The sequence below is a fragment of the Microbacterium sp. NC79 genome, assembly GCF_019061125.1.
In the GTDB taxonomy this organism is placed as follows: domain Bacteria; phylum Actinomycetota; class Actinomycetes; order Actinomycetales; family Microbacteriaceae; genus Microbacterium.
In genome coordinates this window covers 1217336-1237709 of record NZ_JAHQYI010000001.1, presented here as the reverse complement: position 1 = coordinate 1237709, position 20374 = coordinate 1217336, and the positions used below count along the sequence as shown (strand labels likewise).

The following is a 20374-nucleotide window of genomic DNA, read 5'->3' as shown; positions in this document are numbered from 1 at the left end:
CTGGATAGAATGTGTCCATGATCCGCCCCTTCGCAGACCCCGCGCCGGAACCGACCGATGTGTGGGGAAAGATTGGCGCGTGGTTCGTCGAAGCGGGCGCAGATGCGATTGCCATCGCCATCATCATCGTCAGCTGTCTCGTTGCCGCCTGGCTCCTGAAGTTCGTGATTCGTCGCGTCGTACGCCACATTGTGGTGGGAGCAAAAACAAAGGCCAATGTTGACGACACTCAGGCATTGGATCGCTCCCCCGTCGTCGCAATGCGTGTCGTGCAGCGCACCCGTACGCTCGGCACCATCTTGCACGGGATCGTCAACGTCACGATTTTCGTCGTTGCCCTTGTGCTTATCGTGCAGGCCGTCAACCCAGACATTCTGGGGTCGCTCACGCTCCTCACCGCAGCCGTCGGCGCTGGCCTCGGTTTTGGCGCACAGAATATCGTCCGTGACGTCCTCAACGGCATCTTTATCGTCGCAGGCGACCAACTCGGTATCGGCGACGTCGTCGACCTCGGGCTCGCTACCGGCGTCGTTGAGCACGTCAGCGTGCGTGTCACCCACGTACGCGATGTGAACGGAACCCTCTGGTACGTGCGTAACGGTGAAATTCTTCGGATCGGCAATATGTCGATGGGCTGGGCTCGCGTTGTCGTTGACCTCGCAATCGGCCTTGATGCCGACGTCGATGCTGTTGAGTCCCGCATGCTCGAAGTTGCCACAGATCTGATGAAGGATCCGAAGTGGCGCTCCCGCATCCTGGAGCGCCCAGAGACATGGGGGCTGGAATCGGTCGGTGCCGAATCGCAAGTGCTTCGTCTTGTGATCCGGACACGCGCGGCTGCACGCGATGACGTCGCTCAGGAGTTGCTGCGGCGGCTCCAGACGGCCATGGCAGACATGGACGTTTCCATGCCTGCTCTTGATGCTGTGCTCCTTGAAGGCGCGGATGGCGCACACCGGGTGCGTGGCGCGAATCCGCCCAAGACGCGTCCTACCCCGATACCGCACGCTGGTTCCGCTCGCCCCACCTGGCGCGCCCGCAAGAAGCAGAAGGCCGCAGACGCGACGCCGCAGCAGCCGATCACCAAACCCAACCCGACAGCCGGCCCTAAGGCGAAACCAGAACGCCCTTCTTCGCCTCCCGCCGAGCGCCAAGATCCCCCGCAGGATGGAACATCATGACCGACGACACCAGCTTCTACGATCAGGTCGGCGGTCACGACGTTTTTCAGCGGCTCGTTGACGCGTTCTATCGCGGTATTGCGGGTGACGAGGTGCTGAAGCCGATGTACCCGGAGGAAGACCTCGGGCCAGCGACAGACCGTCTGCGCATGTTTCTCGAGCAGTACTGGGGCGGCCCCTCAACGTACAGCGAGACGCGTGGCCACCCGCGCCTGCGCATGCGTCACATCCCGTTCCATGTGAACCCCGATGCCCGCGACCGCTGGCTGAAGCACATGCGCGCGGCAATGGATGAGGTGCAGCTCTCCCCCATGCACGACGAAATGATGTGGGACTACTTCTCCCGCGCCGCACACGCGATGGTCAACACGTTTGAAGACACCCCGCCCGCGCAGATCGGGCCGAATGCCGGAATCCGTGAGACCGGCTCGCTCGGCGGGCTCGTGTCAAACGGCTGAACCAGCCAAATAAATATCCCCCGGACGCGTCGGACGCGTTCGGGGGATATTTTTTGCACTCTAAGCGCCGAGAACCTCATCGCGCGCTGCGACGAACGCAGCAACGCAGCGGTCGATTTCATCGTCGGTGTGCGCTGCCGACAGCTGCACACGGATACGTGCGGCACCACGCGGAACCACGGGGAAGCTGAACGCTGTGACGTACACGCCACGCTCCTGCAGAGCCGCGGCAATCTTCGCCGTAACGACAGCGTCGCCAAACATGACCGGAACAATCGCGTGCTCACCAGGAAGCAGGTCAAAGCCAGCGTCAGTCATCGCCGTGCGGAACCGTTCGGAGTTGTGCACGAGCGTCTCGCGCAGTTCGCCAGACTCGGCGAGCAGATCCAGCGCCGTCATGGTTCCGGCAACAATCGCAGGAGCGAGAGTGTTGGAGAACAGGTATGGGCGTGCCTTCTGACGCAGCAGGTCAACGATCTCCTGGCGAGCCGATACATAACCGCCTGATGCTCCGCCGAGTGCCTTACCGAAGGTTCCGGTCGTGATGTCGATACGACCCTCAACACCGCAGTACTCCGGCGTGCCGCGACCATTGGCTCCGACGAATCCCACGGCGTGCGAGTCGTCGACGAACACGAGTGCGCCGTACTTGTCTGCGAGGTCGCAAATGTCAGCGAGCGGCGCAATGTAGCCGTCCATCGAGAACACACCGTCGGTGACGATGATGGTGCGGCGGGCAGACGAGGCTTGCTGCAGCTGCGCCTCAAGGTCAGCCATGTCGCGGTTCTTGTAGCGGAAGCGCTGGGCCTTCGACAGCCGGATGCCGTCAATAATCGACGCGTGGTTCAACTCGTCGGAGATGATGGCGTCTTCTGCACCAAACAGCGACTCGAACACGCCACCGTTCGCGTCGAAGCACGACGAAAACAGGATGGTGTCGTCGTAGCCGAGGAACGAACTGAGCTTCGCTTCGAGGGCCAAATGCTGTTCCTGCGTGCCGCAAATGAAGCGCACGCTGGCGAGGCCGTAGCCCCACTCATCGAGGCCCGTACGTGCGGCTGCGACAATGCGCGGGTCGTTGGCGAGGCCGAGATAATTGTTGGCACAGAAGTTGAGAATGGCGGAACCATTGACGTCGACCGTGGCGCCCTGCGGGCCGCGGATACCCCGCTCGTGCTTGGTGAGGCCAGCCGCGTCGATCTCATCGAGCTCGGCACGGAACTGGTCGCGAACTGTCGTGTACATGTTTAGATTTCCGTCCAGTCGAGGATGACCTTGCCAACGCCGCCCGAGGCTGCGGCGTCAAAACCTGCCTGCCACTCGGAGGCCGGGAACTGCTCGGTGATGATGGAGGCGATGCGTTCGCGCAGCACCTCGCTGGTCTGCAGCATCGCGCTCATAGAGTTCCAGGTCTCGAACATTTCTCGACCGTAGATACCCTGCAGCGTCAGCATGTGCGTGACAACCTTGCCCCAGTCAATGGGAAAAGGCGATGACGGCAGACCCAGCATCGAAATGCGGCCGCCGTGGTTCATGTTGTCGATCATTTCTTGCAGTGCGGCGGGCGAGCCAGACATTTCGAAGCCGACGTCGAAGCCTTCGCGCATACCGAGCGACTTCTGCGTGTCTTTCACGCGGTCGTTGGCGACATTGACTGCCGCGTCAGCACCCATCGCCAGCGCCATCTCAAGCCGCGCGGGCGAGACGTCGGTCGCAGTAATGAAGCGGGCACCAACATGGCGGGCAACGGCGATCGACATCAACCCAATGGGGCCACACCCCGTGACAAGCACGTCTTCACCGACCACACCGAACTTGAGTGCGGTGTGTACCGCGTTGCCGAGCGGGTCGAAAATCGCGGCAATATTTGGGTCGATGTCGGTGCGGTGAACCCAGACGTTCTTGCCTGGGATGACGATGTACTCGGCGAAAGCGCCATCGCGGTGGAGTCCGACGCCCTTCGTACGAATACACATGTGTGCACGGCCCGCACGGCAATTGCGGCACATTCCGCACACGATGTGTCCCTCACCTGAGACCAGATCACCGACCTGAATGTCGTGGACAAGAGGGCCGATTTCGACCACTTCGCCCGCAAACTCATGGCCGGCAGTAAGCGGCGCAGCGATGTTATCAGCCGCCCACTCATCCCACTTCAGAATGTGCAGGTCAGTGCCGCAGATTCCGGTGCGAAGCACCCGGATCTTGACGTCGGCCGGACCCACTTCAGGGTCAGGAATGTCGAGAAGTTCGAAACCTGCGCCAGGCGCGGTTTTGCGAAGGGCCTTCATTGCCACCTCTTTTTGAGAGTTTAACGGGACACGGTGCACTCATGGCCGGTAGGCCCGGCACCACCCACAATCCTATTCCTGCACACCGTGTTGCGTCCGGTGCAACCGTCACGAGATCTGCGCGTCGCGTGGTGACATGGTGACAACGGCACGATAACGTCAACACCAGCACCCGTGATAGACGGATCGACTCAAAGAGGAGGCGCCGTGCCCGACGCACGCATCCACGAAACCGACGTCCTGATTGTTGGTTGGGGCCTGTCCGGTCTCGTCGCAGCTCGCGAAGCACTTTTGCAGCGACGCCGTGTGACGATCATCGATCAGGAGCCGCTCACCAACCTCGGTGGTCAAGCCTGGTGGTCTTTCGGCGGACTCTTCTTCGTCGATTCACCTGAACAGCGCCGTATGGGGATTAAGGACAGCCTGGAACTTGCCAGGCAGGACTGGTTCGGAACCGCGGGTTTTGACCGCGCAGAAGACCAGTGGCCGCGGGCGTGGGCGGAGGCATACCTCCAGTTCGCTGCCGGTGAGAAACGCTCGTGGTTGAAGTCTCTCGGGGTCGGCTTCTTCCCTGTGGTGGGCTGGGCGGAACGGGGCGGTTACGGCGCGCTCGGGCCAGGCAACTCGGTACCGCGCTTTCACATCACCTGGGGAACAGGGCCAGGGATCGTCGCACCGTTTGAGGCTGCCGTGCAGGATGCGGAACAGGATGGGCTCGTGACCGTCCTCCCCCGCCACAAGGTCACCGAACTCGTCACCACCAACGGTGCTGTGACAGGTGCACGCGGCGATGTGTTGTTGGCCTCCGATGCCGAACGCGGTATGGCGACAAACCGTGATGTCGTCGGGCAGTTCGAAATCGAGGCACGCGCAACTGTCATCGCTTCTGGCGGGATCGGCGGCAATCACGACCTCGTGCGCCGCAACTGGCCCGCACGTCTCGGTACCGCCCCCGAGCACATGATCACCGGCGTCCCCGCCTACGTTGATGGTTCCATGCACGGTGTCTCAGCCGATGTCGGCGCGCACCTCATCAACTCCGACCGCATGTGGCACTACGTCGAAGGCATCCAGAATTGGAATCCGGTGTGGCCGTCGCACGGCATTCGCATCCTGCCTGGACCCTCATCGCTCTGGCTGGATGCCACCGGTCGCCGGTTGCCTGTTCCGCTCTACCCTGGCTTTGACACCCTCGGAACCCTCGCGCACCTGCGCACCACGGGTCACGATCACAGCTGGTTTGTGTTGTCGCAGTCCATCATCGAGAAAGAGTTCGCACTCAGCGGGTCGGAGCAAAACCCGGATCTCACCGGAAAAGACATCAGTCTGTTGCTCAAGTCGCGCCTCGCAAAGGGCGCGACCGGTCCCGTGCAGGCGTTCATGGATCAGGGCGCGGATTTCGTCGTGGAGCCGACGCTGGAGCGTCTCGTTGCGGGCATGCAAGCTCTGCCTGGCGGCGAGGCGCTTGACCCGGCGCGCGTGATCGCCGAAGTCGAAGCGCGCGACCGCGAAATGGAGAACGACTTCACGAAGGACTCACAAATTGCGATGTTGCGCGCGACACGCGCATACCGCGGTGACAAGCTCATTCGTACCGCGGCACCGCACCGCCTACAGGATCCGGCGGCGGGCCCGATGATTGCAGTGAAACTGCACATTTTGACGCGTAAGTCGCTTGGCGGCATTGAAACCGATCTCAATGGGCAGGCGTTGTCTGCGGATGGGAACCCTATTCCCGGTTTGTTCGCGGCAGGCGAGGCGAGCGGCTTCGGTGGCGGCGGCGTGCACGGCTATCGCGCGCTTGAGGGCACGTTTGTCGGTGGTTGCCTATTCTCAGGACGCCAGGCTGGCCGTGCGGCAGCAGATTCGAGTCGCTAACCGAGTGACCCAGATGCGGCGGATGCCGTTGCCGAACCGGTCGTTCGCACAGGAGTGAGTCCGACACGAGCGGGACCGCGGCTGAGGACGTGGCCGCGCGACATGCTGAAACGGGTCCAACGTTCGACGCGGAAAACGTGGACGGGGTCGTCGTCGCGCAAGAAACCGAGGGCATCGGCGGTGAAGGCGACGCCTCGGGGCGCATCGAAAAGTTCGTCGCTCATCGGCCCCCACACCGCTGCGCGAACCTTGCGCACGACGTCTTCGCCGGAGTCGGCTGGCACCAGGTCAGCGACGTCGGCGATGCCATCGGTGGCGAGCCTGCGCATGACAAGCGGGGATACGTCGCCGACGTACTCCCACCCCGTTGCCGGTGGCGCGATTCCTGCCCACGGTAATGACAGAGCGCTCTCGGGGAGGGCGATATCTTCTGGCGCAGCCCCTGCGCTGAGAGCGTCGGGTGCGACAACGAAGTCACAGACAAGTTCGGGGTCAACCGCCATGACACGCATCGCCAGAACTGTCGGTGTGGCATCAAGCAGTCCCTGCGCAGAAAGCGTTGCGGTCTGAACGGTCATGACACCATTGCGTGCTGCCATGCGCACTCCGTCGGCGCCGACACGCGCGGCTCGGCCCGCAAAAATGAGCAGATCCTTCGCCGAAGCTGCGTCAACGAGTGAGAGAAATTGGGCCACCCCTCTAAACTATCAAGATGGTCTCACGCCTCGGGCGGGATCGATGCAGAAGGAGACGCGTGACGAATACAACACCCGCGACCGACCCGGTAACGGCGATGGTCGAAGCTCTCGACCTCACCGATATGTCAGCGCGCACTACAGAAGACATCTTCACGGGCACGACGCTTCCGATGCCGCACGGCCGCATCTACGGCGGCCAGGTGCTTGCGCAGGCGATCGTCGCTGCGTCTCGCACACTGCCAGACACACGACACGTGCACTCGATGCACGGATACTTTCTGCGTCCAGGCGATGCCACCTCCAACGTCACGCTCTCGGTCGATCGCATTCACGATGGCCGTTCGTTTTCAACGCGACGCGTGCAGGCGTTTCAGGAGGGGGTTCCGATCTTCTCCATGATCTCCTCATTCCAAGATGAAGATCGCGGAGTGGAACACCAAGATCCGATGCCTGCGGGAATTCCGGACCCGGAAGATCTTCCCAACTCGGCTGACGTGATCGCCGCGCAGCTCGGCCGTAGCTGGAGCGACTTCTTCATGGCGACGCCGCTGGAGCAGCGTTATGTCACATCCCCTATTCAGATTGCGGTGACGGGCGAACGCACCGCGACGAACGCGGTCTGGGTGAAAACACGCAAGCGCCTGCCTGATGACCCGTGGTTACACCGTGCCGGCCTCGCGTTCTTGAGCGATTCATCTATTCAGGATTCCGTGTTGCGTGCACACGGGGTTCCGTGGATGACGAAGGGACTCAAGATTGCGAGCCTTGACCACGCCATGTGGTGGCATCGTGATGCCCGCGTCGACGAGTGGCTGCTGTATGTGCAGCACTCCCCCAATGCGATCAATAGCCGAGGACTCGCTCAGGGCCGCATTTACAGTCGCGATGGCGCCCTCGTCGCGAGCGTCGCGCAAGAAATCATGATCCGGGTGCCCGATGGTACTCCGGATATCAGCTGGAACTAGGCCACAAACACGAGAGGGCACTGTCATGATGACAGTGCCCTCTCGTGTTTATCGTTACCGACGGTGCTTGTAGGCGATCGGTTCGCCGACGTACGGTTCCCAGGCCTCACGCATCTGATCAGTCAGGCGCAGCGGGCGTCCGCTTCCCGCGTCAACGAGCACAATGATGGCTGTCGATTTGGCGTACATCACCTGGTTCTCATCGCCACGGGGTGACCACACTTCGTAGCAGACCTCGAGGCTGGAGCCGCCGATGTGGCCGAACCACATCTGCACGTCGAGCGGACGACGCTGGTATGGAACGGGCAGCAGATACTCGATCTCCTGCCGTGCGATGAGGGTGAGTAGGCCCGTGTCAATGCCCGGCGTGAGGACAGCCGTTGTCGGGCCGTCCTCACCGGGCAGCGGCTCCCAGAACGCACGTACTCGTGCTTCTTCGAGGAGCTTAAGCATCGCCGCATTGTTGACGTGGTTGTACGCGTCAAGATCGCCCCACCGCACATGGATGGGGATGTGCAAACGCTGCTGATCAGTCACGAGTCAGCTTGCGGTGCGTCGAACGGTGAGGAGCGGCAGCATCAGCGCCAAGGCGTTCCACCTTGTTCTGTTCGTAGGAGTCGAAGTTGCCCTCGAACCAGTACCACTGGTCCGGGTTTTCGTCGGTGCCTTCGTACGCAAGGATGTGCGTTGCGATGCGGTCGAGGAACCAACGGTCGTGCGTGATGACCACAGCACAACCGGGGAACTCGAGCAGGGCGTTTTCGAGGCTCGACAGGGTTTCAACGTCCAGGTCGTTTGTCGGCTCGTCAAGAAGCAGGACGTTGCCGCCCTCCTTCAGCGTCAGCGCGAGGTTCAGGCGGTTACGTTCACCACCGGAGAGAACGCCGGCCTTCTTCTGCTGGTCCGGCCCCTTGAAACCGAACTTCGAAACGTAGGCGCGCGACGGAATCTCGGTCTTGCCGACGGTGATGATGTCAAGACCGTCAGATACGACCTCCCACAGCGTCTTGTTCGGGTCGATGTTGGCGCGTGACTGGTCAACGTAGCTCAGCTTGACCGTTTCACCGATCTTCAGCTCGCCGCCGTCCAGCGGCTCGAGGCCGACAATCGTCTTGAACAGGGTGGTCTTACCGACGCCGTTCGGGCCAATGATGCCGACGATGCCGTTCGGCGGAAGGCTAAACGACAGGTTCGAGATGAGCGAGCGGCCGTCGAATCCCTTCTGAAGGTTCTTCGCCTCGATCACGATCGATCCGAGGCGGGGACCAGCCGGAATCTGGATTTCTTCGAAGTCGAGTTTGCGGGTGCGCTCAGCCTCCGTCGCCATCTCTTCGTAGCGAGCCAAACGTGCCTTCGACTTTGCCTGGCGGCCCTTCGCGTTCGAGCGAACCCAGTCGAGTTCTTCAGAAAGGCGCTTCGCAAGCTTCGCGTCCTTCTTACCCTGAACCTCAAGACGCTCACGCTTCTTCTCGAGATAGGTCGAGTAGTTACCTTCGTAGCCGATCAGGCGACCACGGTCGACCTCAGCGATCCACTCGGCGACGTGGTCAAGGAAGTACCGGTCGTGTGTAATCGCGATAACAGCGCCTGGGTACTTCTGCAGGTGTTGCTCGAGCCACTGCACGCTCTCCGCGTCCAGGTGGTTTGTGGGCTCGTCAAGAAGCAGCAGGTCAGGCTTCTGCAGGAGGAGCTTGGCCAGTGCAACACGGCGCTTTTCACCACCGGAAAGGTGCTTGATTTCAGCGTCAGACGGCGGCGTGCGCAGGGCGTCCATAGCCTGCTCAAGCTGGGAATCGATGTCCCAACCGTCTGCAGCGTCGATCTCTTCCTGGAGCGACCCCATTTCGGCAAGCAATGCGTCGAAGTCGGCATCAGGGTCAGCCATCTGCGCTGAGATTTCGTTGAAGCGGTTGAGCTTGCCCTTGATCGCGACACCGGCCTCGATGTTCTCGAGCACGGTCTTCGTCTCGTCGAGCTCGGGCTCCTGCATCAGGATGCCGACGGTGTACCCAGGCGTGAGAACTGCCTCACCGTTGGAGGGAGTGTCAAGACCTGCCATGATCTTGAGGATCGTGGACTTACCGGCGCCGTTCGGGCCGACCATACCGATCTTGGCGCCAGGCAAGAACGACATGGTCACGTCGTCCAGGATGAGCTTCTCGCCCACCGCCTTGCGTGCGCGAACCATCGAGTAGATATATTCAGCCATGAGGCTCCCGTTCTAAAAGGGATGGGATGTGCCTCGAATGCGAGGCGAAGTCTGCCTCTAGCCTACCGGCTGGTGTCTGAGCGTGTGGTGGCCGCGACCACGTGATGTCAGGTTCCGGGTTGCGGCGTGACCGCCACAAGACAGCCGCCGTCTTTCAGCTCAGGAAGCAGCACCGCGACCGGGTCGCCCGTGGACGCGCCAACCTGACCGACCAGACAAGTGCCCTGGATCAGAACCGAGAACTGTAGGCTCTCGACGTCGTTGCCGAGCGTCGTCTTGCTCGCCGTCGTTTCCATCGCGGCAAGATCGAATCCGGTGGCAACGAGCGCATCAATATATGCCGCGCTGCGGGTTCCGCTACCTGCCGCCCACTGATCGAGAACAACCTTCGTGAAGATGGGCAGGTTCTCCTCAGCCGTGCCGCCAGGCACGAACACGGCAGCCGGGTCAGGCGTGGGTACCACCGGAGGGACCACCGGATGCTGGGCTCCGACATCGGGTGTGCGCGTCGGTGCCGCCGATGTTGAGTCGCCAGGAGCGGTACTGCTTGTGCACGCGGTCAGCATAAAGGCGCTGGCAGCCATGACGGCAACGGCGACGGTCGTGCGGGATCGGAGCGCCAGGGATTTCACACGCCGAGTCTATGGCCCGAGGCCACAGATTTGCTGGGTACGACTCCCCCGACGCCCGATTCTCTGCCCGATATCCGCGAATGGGTCTCTCGCGGCAGCTCAGAACGGTGCCGGTTCCAGTTCGTCCTGTGGGACGGAATCCGGAAATGACTCTTCTGCCTGCACATCAGGTGCAGCCGATGCCTCAGCGTTTTCTGGCCGTGTTTCACGCACGAACGTGCTCTGGCCCCAGCGCAGATCAGGCCCCAGCGCGTCGGCGTCCACTTCGACGTTGACCCCGCGACGCTCTCCGTCTTTCCAGTGCCGCACGCGAAGCTTTCCGTGCACGATGACGCGGTCGCCCTTGTGCAGCGACGCGGCCGCATGCACGGCCAGCGAACGATACGCAGCAACGGTGAACCAGTTGGGCTCACCCTCAACCCACTTCTCATTCGCTTTGTCGTACCAGCGTTGCGCACTCGCGACTCGAAGATTGACGACATCTATTCCTGTCGCCATGTTCTTCAGGATGGGGTCTTCGGCGAGGTTGCCGATGACGGTGATGGTGTCTGACATTGTTTCTCCTCTGTGTAGTGGGGATCCGGCGCCCACGTGCCCGAAACGGCGCCGGATCAATGGCTACTGTGCCCCGCTTGCACCATCGGGAAACAGCAAACGCCTCCGCTGGGGAAAACCCGAGCGAAGGCGTCAGCTGTGGAGAGTTATCGCTTGATGTACTGACTAAACCCGGCGCGCACCTTGTTCACCTTGGGTACCGCAACGGCGAGGCAGTAGCCCTGGGTGGGATTCTTCGCGAAGAAATCCTGGTGGTAGTCCTCTGCCCGGTAAAACTCCGTGGCCTCTTCCATGGTCGTTTGGATCTCGCCATCCCACAGACCGGCAGCGCGGATGCGGGCCTCATCGAAAACAGCCTTTTGTTCCGGCGACGTCGGGAACATTGCAGAACGGTATTGAGTGCCGATGTCATTGCCCTGGCGGTTCAGCTGACGCGGGTCATGCATCGTGAAAAACGCATCGAGAATGACGGAACCAGGAATGACTTCCGGATCAAAGGTCACCGCGACGGCTTCCGCGTGCCCCGTCGCACCCGTACACACCTGCTCGTAGGTCGGGTTGACAGTCTGGCCGCCGATGTAGCCGGAAACGACCTCCGAAATACCGTTCAGCGCGCGATAGGCCGCGTCGAGACACCAAAAGCAACCGCCGGCCAAAACATACGTTTCCACGAAACACCCTTCCGTTGTGTTGCTCTAACGCTACGCCGATTCTGCGCTGTTAGGGCCAATGTCCGAGGCCCACCGTACAGTCGCAATCAAGCGCAGGCCGGTGCACCCAGATCAGGAGGAAGACATGAACGCACTCATCACTCAGCCGCTCGAAATCACCGTGCATCACCTGGAGATCATTCGCGGCGTCGGCGCCGGACTGTGGCGGGTCACGGACACACGAAACTTCGTACTCGGCAACATCCAAGCGCTGCCTGAGTCTCTCGGCGTGCGATATCACGCCATGCGATTCCACGTTCCGACGGCGACGTTCCGAAGCATTGGCGCGTTCTGGTCGCCCGATGAGGCTCTCATTTGCCTGCGGCACTCGCGATGACCGGTAGTCTAGAAGTACTTCCCTCAGTAGCTCAGTGGATAGAGCAGCGGCCTTCTAATCCGCCGGTCACACGTTCGAATCGTGTCTGGGGGGCTGAGCGAGCGCAAGCGACTGACGGCGCTGCGGACCCTCCGCGCACCAGCTTCCGCCCAAATAAACGGCGGTGCCATATCAGCGCCGCCCTCACGGATTGAAGGTAGCCAGGGTGAGTTCAAGCGAGAACGACCGCCTCGTATGGATCGACTGCGAAATGACCGGTCTTGATCTGAGCATCGATGAGCTTGCCGAGATCGCGATCGTCGTCACAGACTTCGATCTCAACATTCTCGACCCGGGTCTTTCGCTCGTCATCAAACCGAGCGATGCTGCGCTTGAGAACATGGGTGAGTTCGTCACCAACATGCACACCACGAGTGGGCTGATCACAGAAATCCCGGATGGAATCTCTGTTGCCGAGGCAGAAGAGCGCGCACTGGCCTACATCCGTCAGTTCGTGCCCCAGGAAATGAAGGCTCCGCTCGCCGGAAACACCATCGGCACTGACCGCATGTTCCTTGCAAAGTACATGCCGCAGCTCGATTCTTTTCTGCATTATCGAAATGTTGACGTGTCGAGCATCAAGGAGCTTTCGCGACGCTGGTACCCGCGCGCATATTTCCAGGCTCCTGCAAAAGATGGCGGCCACCGGGCACTTGCTGACATTCTGGAATCGATCCGCGAGCTTGAGTATTACCGTCGCGCCGTCTTCGTTGCTGACCCCGGTCCGACAAGTGTCGAGGCGCGCGAGGCTTCCGAAGCCGTCGTGGCAAAGTTCACTCAAAATCTATGACAGAATAGTCAGGTTGCTTCCGCTTGTTCGGAACACATGGTGGGTATAGCTCAGTTGGTAGAGCGCTTGGTTGTGGTCCAGGAGGTCGCGGGTTCGAGCCCCGTTACTCACCCCAAGGGATGCCGCACGTCAGACGACGTGCGGCATCCTCTTTCTCTCTCGAGATTGCAGGGCTACGCATGACATGGACGCTCTGGGCAACGCTGCTCTTTGCGACGATCGTTATTAGTCTCACACCCGGAGCCGGGGCCGTGAACACGATGACGAACTCGATCAACGAAGGATGGCGCCGCTCCATCTGGGGCATCGCCGGCCAGCAGCTCGCGCTCATCGTTCATGTCGTTATCGTCGCGGCCGGAGTCGGTGTCTTCATTGCCAACTCCCCCGTGCTCTTCGAGATAGTTCGCTACGCTGGCGCCGCCTACCTTGTCTACCTGGGTCTGCGCCTGATCTTTGCTCGCGTTGCAGACGAAGACGCCAGCGTCGAGTCGCGTCGCACGCGCGAAAGCGGCTGGTCGATGCTGCGGCGCGGCTTTTGGGTGAACATCCTCAACCCGAAGGCCATCGTCTTTTTCCTCGCGTTCGTTCCGCAGTTCATTCGCCTTGACCGCGACCCGCTCCCCCAGTATCTGGTCTTAATCATCACGGTGATCGTGGTTGATGTTCTCGTGATGTGGTTCTTCTTCGCCGTCGCCGCTCGTCCGTTCCGGCGTCTCACCGCCACCGCATCGGGCCAGAAACTCCTCAACCGCATCTTCGGAGCCCTCTTCATCGCCGTTGCGGCACTTCTCGCCATCGTCCACTGATCCCCAGCTGCGCGTCCGCGACGGGCTGGTCGCTGACATACTGGCTATCAAGTGAGAGAACGGAATCATGATGGAGATGGACGCTGATGCGTTCGACGAACTCGTCAGCGACGAACTCGATCGTCTCCCCGAAGACATGGTCAATGGCCTCGATAACGTCATCTTCGTGGTGGAGGACTACAGCGAAGACGGCTCAACGGATTTGCTTGGCTTGTACGACGGCCTCGCGCTCACCGAACGCGACCGCTACGGCATGGGAGACCTTCCAGACCGCATCATCGTCTATCGCATGGCGCATTTGCTTGCGTGCGAGACCGAAGACGAATTGCGCGATGAGGTACACACCACACTTGTGCACGAAATTGCACACTTCTACGGCATCGATGATGCGCGCCTTCACGAACTAGGCTGGGCATGATGAGTGCCATCGCCCTTCCCGATATTGACCTTGATCGCGACATTGCGGTCGAGCCGGTGGCGCCATGGCAAACGGTGGTATGGGATGACCCGGTCAATCTGATGTCGTACGTCTCTCGCGTCTTTCGCGACTACTTCGGATACTCCAGGGAAAAAGCGGACGAACTCATGCTCGCTGTTCATCATGAAGGTCGCGCTGTGGTCGCTTCTGGCGCTCGTGAGCAGATGGAGCTTCATGTGCAGGCGATGCACGGCTACGGGCTGTGGGCGACGGTAGACCAGGCGCAGGTATGAGCACGACAATCACCTTCTTTGACGGCGAGGTGCACGTCCTCACCGACCTCGTGACGCAACTCATCGCGCTCTACGAGGAATCCGATCTGGCCGACCCGGCGATGGAGCGACTTTCGCCGATCGCCTACCGCGGCGATGCTGCCGCCGCCGCCGAGTTTCGGCGACTAACCTCCGACGATCTCCTCTCCCAGCGCACACGGGACGCAACCGCCGTGCTTGCAACGCTTTCGGCAGGTCCTTCAGACACATCAGTTGCGGTGGATGAAGATCCTCGCGGCACGCTCGAGGTCTCCCTGAGCGATGACGATGTGTTGGCGTGGATGCGCACGCTGGCGGCGCTGCGCCTCGTCCTCGCTACTCGACTCGGCCTCGACACCGCTGACGAGCACAACGCTGAGCACGACGACGAGAATCCGACCCTAGCGATATACGACTGGCTGGCATACCGGCTTGAGATGCTCGTCGAGGCCACCGACTCCTAACCCGCCGGAACCTCGATCACGATGTCTGCAAGACGGTGCGGACTATGGTCGGCGATGTGTCGCTCTTCTTGGCGTGACCAGCGCTCCCAGTGCGGCGCATATGCTTCGCCATCACGATCGAGAGCCCGGCGTTTGCGTTCTTCATCACTCGCTTCAACCCAGACCCGCACATCGGCAAGCCCAGCAGATTCCTCAGTGAGAAGCCCCGCACCCTCCACAATGAGCGGACCCGAAGCCGGAACCACGTGGTCATCGGCAGGAACGTCACGGTTCCAGTCCCACCCGGTGTAGGTTCCATCTCGCCCCGCCGCACGCGGACGCAGCACGCGGTCGAGAACCTGATCGGCGCCGGCACGGAGTCCGTCCCACCCTGGATACACACTGTCCAACGCGAGCACGCTCGCTCCTGGTAATGCATCTCGCAACCGCATACTGAGTGAGGTCTTTCCTGCCCCGGATCTCCCATCGATCAGGATCACCGCAGATCCGGACTGGACTCCCGGCCAGCGAAGGATTTCGTCAACGGCGCGGCTCAGCACAACGTCGACGGCGTCGCTACTTCTTGAGAGCACGAATAATGCGGGCCAGGGCGCGTCCGGCTACGCAGACGAACGGAACCGCAACGGCGAGAAGCGCGATAATGTTCGGTTCGAAACGAATGGAGTCACCGGAGCGCACGTATGCCCCGACCGGAATCGCGGTACCACCACCGCCACCGCCCTCAGAGCCCGTGTCGTCGGAGCCGCCACCGAAACCGTGCCACGTCATAGCGACGGGAATGATCTTCACGCCATCGACGTCCTGTTGCTCGCCGTAGACGCTCTTCACGCCGATCGAGGAGGACAGTTTGCCGAGTTCAAGTGCGATGTTAGGCATATGACCACCGTAGCGCGCTCACGCGCTGCAGAACAGGTTGGTTGCCGGACTATCCGCGCTCATCCAGTTTGGGAGCGCGCGGGGCTGCGTACCGGTCGCCGCGCCCCAAGAACGCAGCTCGGGTGACCGCCCCGGATCCAAAGCGTTCCGCCGCGTCGTCCAGGGCATCGTCAACGCGCCGCCAGTCTTTATCGTCGTCCCACAGCGCGAGCGCGGAACCGCCCTTGGGTTGCAGCTTCTCAGCGCGCACTCCGATGAGTCGTACCGGGGCTACCAGATCGATCGTCTCAAACAGGTCGCGTGCCGCATCTGCGATGCGCATGCCGACGTCGGTGGGCTCGGGAAGCGTCTGCGAACGACTGAGTGTGCTGAAGTCGTTAAACCGCACCTTGATCGCGATCGTGCGTGATTCAACACCGGCCTTGCGGAGACGAATACCGACGCGATCTGCCAGCCGCAAGAGCTCGCTGCGCAGCTGTTCTTTATCGGCAACGTCACGCTCGAACGTCTCTTCATGACCGATGCTCTTCTCGGCGTGCTCCGTCACCACGATGCGCTCGTCGACGCCATGCGCAAGCTCACGCACGCGGTTGCCCATGGCGGGCCCAAGCGCGCGATTCAACGCTGCTGTCCGTGTCGCGCGGACATCTGCAATGGTACGGATGCCGCGGTTCTCCAGCGCTTCTGCGGCCTTCGGCCCGACTCCCCACATCTGACGAACCGAACGCGGGCCGAGGAAGCTCAGCGTCTGTGCCTCAGGCACAAACAGCATGCCATCGGGTTTGCACAGCGTCGATGCCATCTTCGCCACGTGCTTCGTCGCCGCGACCCCCACGCTGCAGGTGATCCCGACCTCGCGCTCTACCGTCTCTCGAATCAGCGCCGCGATCTGCCCAGGGCTCCCCCACAGCCGGCGCGCACCAGACACGTCAAGAAAAGCCTCGTCGATTGATAGCGGCTCGACCAACGGAGTAAACCGCTGGAAGATCTCCATCACCTGTTTTGAGACCTCAACGTAACGATGAAAAGACGGCGTGACGATCACGCCGTGCGGACACAGCCGAATCGCTTGCCCCATGGGCATCGCCGCCCGCACGCCGAAGCGACGGGCCTCATAGGAGGCGCTAGAGACGACCGAACGGCCCTCAGGGGCGCCGATAATGATCGCTTTGCCCGCGAGCGATGGATCATCAAGAATCGCGACGGACGCATAAAACGCATCCATGTCGACGTGCAGGATCGATGTTCCGGAGTCATCATCGCCCGGGAGCGAAAACACCCGGTTTGATCCGTCTCCCCTGCCCATGGTTCCATTCTCCGTTACGCCACCGACACTGCGGTACAAACAACAAGCGGGGCGTCACCCAGACGCCCCGCTTGCCGAAAGGATTACGCCTGTGCGGCGCGCTCCAGCACGAGTTCGCGCACACGCGCGGCGTCGGCCTGGCCCTTCATTGCCTTCATGACGGCACCGATCACAGCGCCGGCTGCCTGCACCTTGCCATCGCGGATCTTCGCGAGCACGTCAGGCTGCGACGCGAGCGCCTCATCGATCGCGGCAATCAGCGCGCCGTCGTCAGAGACAACGGCGAGGCCACGAGCGTCGACAACCTCCTGCGGGGTGCCTTCGCCGGCGATAACACCTTCGAGCACCTGGCGGGCGAGCTTGTCGGTGAGGGTGCCAGCGTCGACGAGCGCCTGAAGCGCGGCGACGTTTGCCGGCGTCACGATGTCGGCGATGTCACGCTCCTGGGCGTTGGCCAGGCGAGCAATCTCGCCCGTCCACCACTTGCGGGCTGCGGCGGGCGTCGTACCGGCAGCAATCGTGGCTTCCACCTCGGCCACAATGCCACCGTTGGCGACATCCTGGAACTCAAGGTCGGTGAAGCCCCATTCGTTCTTCAGGCGACGGCGACGCGCAACAGGAGCCTCGGGCAGCGTGGCACGCAGCTCTTCGACCTGCTCACGCGACGGAGCGACCGGAACCAGGTCCGGCTCCGGGAAGTAGCGGTAGTCGTCGGCATCAGACTTGGGGCGACCGGGCGAGGTCTCACCGGTGTCTTCGTGCCAGTGACGCGTCTCCTGGATGATGGTTCCGCCCGCGGCGAGAATCGCAGCCTGACGCTGGATCTCGTAGCGAACCGCACGCTCGACCGAACGCATTGAGTTGACGTTCTTCGTCTCGGTGCGGGTGCCCAGCTTCTCCTGGCCGCGCGGGCGCAGTGAGACGTTGGCATCGCAACGCAGGTTTCCGCGCTCGAGGCGAGCTTCCGAAATACCCAGCGACAGCACGATGTCGCGGATCGTCGCGACGTACGCCTTCGCGAGTTCTGGCGCACGGTGTTCCGCACCGTAGATGACCTTCGTGACGATCTCGACGAGCGGCACGCCAGCGCGGTTGTAATCAACCAGCGAGTGGTCTGCACCCTGGATGCGACCGGTGGAACCGCCGACGTGCGTCAGCTTCCCGGCGTCTTCTTCCATGTGGGCGCGCTCAATCGGAATGTCGACAAGCGTGCCGTCGCCCAGTTCAACCTGAACCGAGCCTTCGAAGGCGATCGGCTCGTCGAACTGCGAGATCTGGTAGTTCTTCCCGAGGTCGGGGTAGAAGTAGTTCTTACGCGCGAAGCTCGAGGTCTCGGCAATCGAACAGCCGAGCGCCAGGCCCAGCTTGATCGATGAGACAACGGCCTCGGCGTTCACGACCGGCAACGCTCCAGGCAGACCCATGTCGACGGGCGCCACCAGGGTGTTGGGGGCGGCGTCGTGGTTGGCCTCGTTGGCCGGGTTCGGGGCCGAGGAGAACATCTTCGTCGCGGTGTTCAACTCAACGTGAACTTCGAAACCGAGAACCGGTTCGTACAGCTCGAGAGCCTTGTTGAAATCCATCAGCGCTTCAGCAGCCATTATCGTGCGCCTCCGTTCAGCTCGGGTGCGCGGTCAAGCAGCGGGCCGCCCCACTGGTCGACGAGCAGCGCTTCCAGCGCCGCGCCAACGCGGTACAGGCGGGCGTCTTCAAACGCCGGAGCCAAGAACTGGATACCAACGGGCAGACCGTCATCTGACGCCAGACCGCTTGGCAGTGTCATGCCTGGTACGCCCGCCAGGTTTGCCGGAATCGTGGCGACGTCGTTCAGATACATCTGAATCGGGTCTCCGACCTTCTCGCCAAACTTAAACGCCGTGGTGGGAGCCGTCGGGGTCGCAATGATGTCGACCTGCGCGAATGCGTTGTCGAAGTCTCGCTGGATGAGCGTGCGAACCTTCTGTGCCGAGCCATAGTAGGCGTCGTAGTAGCCCGAGCTCAGCGCGTAGGTGCCGAGGATGATGCGGCGCTTAACCTCATCACCGAAGCCGGCAGCACGGGTGGCAGCCATCACGTTCTCAACCGTTGCGCCGCCCTCAGGCGTGACCCGCATGCCGAAGCGCACGGAGTCGAACTTCGCCAGGTTGCTCGATGCCTCAGCCGGAAGAATCAGATAGTAAGCAGCAACACCGTATTCGAAGTGCGGGGCACTGATCTCAACGATCTCGGCGCCCTGCGCCTCCATCAGCGCCAGCGACTCACGGAACGACTGCGAGACACCGGCCTGGAAGCCGCTGTCCGGAAGCTCCTTGATGACGCCGACCTTGAGGCCCTTGAGAACCTGACCGGTCGCGCCTTCGCGCGCGGCAGCGGCAAACGACGGCCACTCGGTGGTCAGCGACGTGGAGTCGTTGAAGTCGTGGCCACCGATGACGTCGTGCAGCAGACCAGAGTCGAGCACGGTACGGGTGACCGGGCCGATCTGGTCGAGGCTGGACGCCAGCGCGATTGCACCGTAGCGACTCACGCCACCGTAGGTGGGCTTGAGGCCAACGGTTCCGGTGACGTGTGCGGGCTGGCGGATGGAACCACCCGTGTCGGAACCAAGAGCCAGGGGCGCTTCGAATGCGGCAACGGCAGCAGCGGAGCCACCACCGGAACCGCCAGGAATGCGCTCCAGATCCCACGGGTTCCGCGTCGGTCCGTATGCCGAGTGTTCAGTCGAGGAGCCCATCGCGAATTCGTCCATATTGGTCTTACCAATGGCGACGAGACCAGCCGCACGTGCACGTGCGACGACCGTGGCGTCGTACGGCGACATGTAGCCCTCAAGGATCTTGGATCCTGAGGTCGACGGCATGTCGGTGGTGACCAGCACGTCTTTCACCGCGAGCGGCACACCGGCCAGCTCATGCAGCTGCTCACCGGCAGCGCGGCGGCGGTCAATGTCAGCGGCGATTGCTTCCGCGTTTTCGTTGACGTGCAGGAACGCGTGAACATCGCCATCAACGGCGGCGATGCGGTCAAGGTGTGCGCGGGTAGCCTCAACAGCCGAAACCTCGCCAGCGGCGAGCTTCGTTGCGAGATCTGCCGCGGTCAGGCGAATCAGATCGCTCACTGTTCTTCTCCCAAAATCGCGGTCACGACGAATCGGCCGTCTTCGGCGTCAGGGGCATTCTGCAGTGTTTGCTGCTGCGTCAGCGGCGCCTGCGGCACATCGGGGCGGAAGACGTTCTCGAGCGGAATCGGGTGACTCGTTGCGGGGACGTCGGGGGTAGCAACCTCCGACACCTTAGCAATGTTGTCAACGATGACATCGAGCTGGCCGGTGAGGCGCTCTACTTCTTCGTCGGTCAGCTGGATCCGGGCGAGCACGCCGAGGTGGCGGACAAGATCGGGAGTGATTTCAGACACCCCGCCAGTCTAGTTCGTTTAGAGCGCCGTCCCCGT

24 protein-coding genes and 2 tRNA genes are annotated in these 20374 nt (G+C 61.9%); 12 read left to right on the top strand and 14 right to left on the bottom strand.

The features are described from left to right. Positions 1 to 17 precede the first annotated feature (17 nt). Positions 18 to 1181, top strand: coding sequence for a mechanosensitive ion channel family protein (locus tag KTJ77_RS05510; protein WP_217337462.1), 1164 nt, complete (start codon positions 18 to 20; stop codon positions 1179 to 1181). Further along, complete coding sequence (locus tag KTJ77_RS05505; protein WP_217337461.1) at positions 1178 to 1639, top strand: globin; 462 nt, start codon at positions 1178 to 1180, stop codon at positions 1637 to 1639. The genes KTJ77_RS05510 and KTJ77_RS05505 overlap by 4 nt, the downstream gene beginning before the upstream one ends. Before the next feature lie 60 nt (positions 1640 to 1699). Here the strand turns inward: KTJ77_RS05505 and KTJ77_RS05500 are convergent, their stop codons facing one another. Continuing rightward, positions 1700 to 2884: a glycine C-acetyltransferase gene (locus tag KTJ77_RS05500; protein ID WP_217337460.1), complete on the bottom strand. Its 1185-nt coding sequence runs from the start codon at positions 2882 to 2884 to the stop codon at positions 1700 to 1702. 2 nt (positions 2885 to 2886) lie between these two features. Further along, positions 2887 to 3930 carry an L-threonine 3-dehydrogenase gene (gene tdh / locus KTJ77_RS05495; RefSeq protein ID WP_217337459.1) on the bottom strand — a complete coding sequence of 348 codons (1044 nt, stop codon included), beginning with the start codon at positions 3928 to 3930 and terminating at the stop codon, positions 2887 to 2889. A 207-nt stretch (positions 3931 to 4137) separates the two neighbouring features. On the opposite strand from tdh, the gene KTJ77_RS05490 reads away from it, so the two are divergent. Then, entirely contained in the window at positions 4138 to 5808 is a 1671-nt protein-coding gene (locus tag KTJ77_RS05490; protein ID WP_217337458.1) for an FAD-binding dehydrogenase, read from the top strand. On the opposite strand, the gene KTJ77_RS05485 is transcribed toward KTJ77_RS05490, so the two are convergent. Continuing rightward, positions 5805 to 6503 carry a hypothetical protein gene (locus tag KTJ77_RS05485; protein ID WP_217337457.1) on the bottom strand — a complete coding sequence of 233 codons (699 nt, stop codon included), beginning with the start codon at positions 6501 to 6503 and terminating at the stop codon, positions 5805 to 5807. The two genes, KTJ77_RS05490 and KTJ77_RS05485, sit on opposite strands and share 4 nt — an antisense overlap. Positions 6504 to 6601: 98 nt before the next feature. Here KTJ77_RS05485 and KTJ77_RS05480 point away from each other — a divergent pair, with 98 nt between their 5' ends. Continuing rightward, positions 6602 to 7471: an acyl-CoA thioesterase II gene (locus KTJ77_RS05480; RefSeq protein ID WP_254367616.1), complete on the top strand. Its 870-nt coding sequence runs from the start codon at positions 6602 to 6604 to the stop codon at positions 7469 to 7471. Between the two features lie 54 nt (positions 7472 to 7525). Here KTJ77_RS05480 and KTJ77_RS05475 read toward each other — a convergent pair whose 3' ends face one another. The 5 genes from KTJ77_RS05475 to msrA form a co-directional block, all read right to left on the bottom strand. Further along, positions 7526 to 8008, bottom strand: coding sequence for a thioesterase family protein (locus tag KTJ77_RS05475; protein ID WP_217337455.1), 483 nt, complete (start codon positions 8006 to 8008; stop codon positions 7526 to 7528). Further along, positions 8001 to 9680, bottom strand: coding sequence for an energy-dependent translational throttle protein EttA (ettA, locus tag KTJ77_RS05470; protein ID WP_217337454.1), 1680 nt, complete (start codon positions 9678 to 9680; stop codon positions 8001 to 8003). Before ettA ends, KTJ77_RS05475 begins: the two co-directional genes overlap by 8 nt. Positions 9681 to 9787: 107 nt before the next feature. Further along, the gene (locus KTJ77_RS05465) at positions 9788 to 10312 is read right to left on the bottom strand and encodes a hypothetical protein (protein ID WP_367948839.1); all 525 of its coding nucleotides are present in this window, start codon (positions 10310 to 10312) and stop codon (positions 9788 to 9790) included. Between the two features lie 99 nt (positions 10313 to 10411). Then, positions 10412 to 10867: a single-stranded DNA-binding protein gene (gene ssb / locus KTJ77_RS05460; protein WP_217337453.1), complete on the bottom strand. Its 456-nt coding sequence runs from the start codon at positions 10865 to 10867 to the stop codon at positions 10412 to 10414. Between the two features lie 146 nt (positions 10868 to 11013). Beyond that, positions 11014 to 11538 (bottom strand): peptide-methionine (S)-S-oxide reductase MsrA, encoded by a 525-nt coding sequence (msrA, locus tag KTJ77_RS05455; protein ID WP_217337452.1) that lies wholly within the window; start codon positions 11536 to 11538, stop codon positions 11014 to 11016. 124 nt (positions 11539 to 11662) lie between these two features. Between msrA and KTJ77_RS05450 the strand changes: the two genes are divergently transcribed. The 8 genes from KTJ77_RS05450 (at position 11663) to KTJ77_RS05415 (ending at position 14742) form a co-directional block, all read left to right on the top strand. Then, positions 11663 to 11914 carry a DNA mismatch repair protein gene (locus KTJ77_RS05450; protein WP_217337451.1) on the top strand — a complete coding sequence of 84 codons (252 nt, stop codon included), beginning with the start codon at positions 11663 to 11665 and terminating at the stop codon, positions 11912 to 11914. Between the two features lie 20 nt (positions 11915 to 11934). Further along, a tRNA-Arg gene (locus KTJ77_RS05445) sits at positions 11935 to 12007 on the top strand. A 112-nt stretch (positions 12008 to 12119) separates the two neighbouring features. Next, positions 12120 to 12743: an oligoribonuclease gene (gene orn, locus KTJ77_RS05440; RefSeq protein WP_217337450.1), complete on the top strand. Its 624-nt coding sequence runs from the start codon at positions 12120 to 12122 to the stop codon at positions 12741 to 12743. A gap of 39 nt (positions 12744 to 12782) precedes the next feature. Beyond that, a tRNA-His gene (locus KTJ77_RS05435) sits at positions 12783 to 12858 on the top strand. Between the two features lie 64 nt (positions 12859 to 12922). After that, positions 12923 to 13549 (top strand): LysE family transporter, encoded by a 627-nt coding sequence (locus tag KTJ77_RS05430; protein WP_217337449.1) that lies wholly within the window; start codon positions 12923 to 12925, stop codon positions 13547 to 13549. Positions 13550 to 13616: 67 nt separating this feature from the next. Further along, positions 13617 to 13967 carry a metallopeptidase family protein gene (locus tag KTJ77_RS05425; RefSeq protein ID WP_217337448.1) on the top strand — a complete coding sequence of 117 codons (351 nt, stop codon included), beginning with the start codon at positions 13617 to 13619 and terminating at the stop codon, positions 13965 to 13967. Beyond that, complete coding sequence (gene clpS / locus KTJ77_RS05420) at positions 13958 to 14260, top strand: ATP-dependent Clp protease adapter ClpS (RefSeq protein ID WP_254367612.1); 303 nt, start codon at positions 13958 to 13960, stop codon at positions 14258 to 14260. Before KTJ77_RS05425 ends, clpS begins: the two co-directional genes overlap by 10 nt. After that, entirely contained in the window at positions 14257 to 14742 is a 486-nt protein-coding gene (locus tag KTJ77_RS05415; protein WP_217337446.1) for a DUF2017 family protein, read from the top strand. Before clpS ends, KTJ77_RS05415 begins: the two co-directional genes overlap by 4 nt. On the opposite strand, the gene KTJ77_RS05410 is transcribed toward KTJ77_RS05415, so the two are convergent. The 6 genes from KTJ77_RS05410 to gatC all read right to left on the bottom strand — a co-directional run bounded on the left by KTJ77_RS05410 (position 14739) and on the right by gatC (position 20338). Next, complete coding sequence (locus tag KTJ77_RS05410; RefSeq protein ID WP_217338347.1) at positions 14739 to 15281, bottom strand: hypothetical protein; 543 nt, start codon at positions 15279 to 15281, stop codon at positions 14739 to 14741. The genes KTJ77_RS05415 and KTJ77_RS05410 overlap by 4 nt on opposite strands. Positions 15282 to 15297: 16 nt before the next feature. Continuing rightward, positions 15298 to 15618, bottom strand: a complete 321-nt coding sequence (locus tag KTJ77_RS05405) for a hypothetical protein (protein WP_217337445.1) — start codon at positions 15616 to 15618, stop codon at positions 15298 to 15300. A gap of 49 nt (positions 15619 to 15667) precedes the next feature. Continuing rightward, positions 15668 to 16924 carry a DNA polymerase IV gene (dinB, locus tag KTJ77_RS05400; protein WP_217337444.1) on the bottom strand — a complete coding sequence of 419 codons (1257 nt, stop codon included), beginning with the start codon at positions 16922 to 16924 and terminating at the stop codon, positions 15668 to 15670. Positions 16925 to 17007: 83 nt separating this feature from the next. After that, a complete protein-coding gene (gene gatB / locus KTJ77_RS05395; protein ID WP_217337443.1) occupies positions 17008 to 18525 on the bottom strand; it encodes an Asp-tRNA(Asn)/Glu-tRNA(Gln) amidotransferase subunit GatB in 1518 nt (505 codons plus the stop codon). Further along, the gene (gene gatA, locus KTJ77_RS05390; RefSeq protein ID WP_217337442.1) at positions 18525 to 20042 is read right to left on the bottom strand and encodes an Asp-tRNA(Asn)/Glu-tRNA(Gln) amidotransferase subunit GatA; all 1518 of its coding nucleotides are present in this window, start codon (positions 20040 to 20042) and stop codon (positions 18525 to 18527) included. Before gatA ends, gatB begins: the two co-directional genes overlap by 1 nt. Further along, the gene (gene gatC / locus KTJ77_RS05385; RefSeq protein ID WP_217337441.1) at positions 20039 to 20338 is read right to left on the bottom strand and encodes an Asp-tRNA(Asn)/Glu-tRNA(Gln) amidotransferase subunit GatC; all 300 of its coding nucleotides are present in this window, start codon (positions 20336 to 20338) and stop codon (positions 20039 to 20041) included. Before gatC ends, gatA begins: the two co-directional genes overlap by 4 nt. Positions 20339 to 20374: the final 36 nt, after the last annotated feature.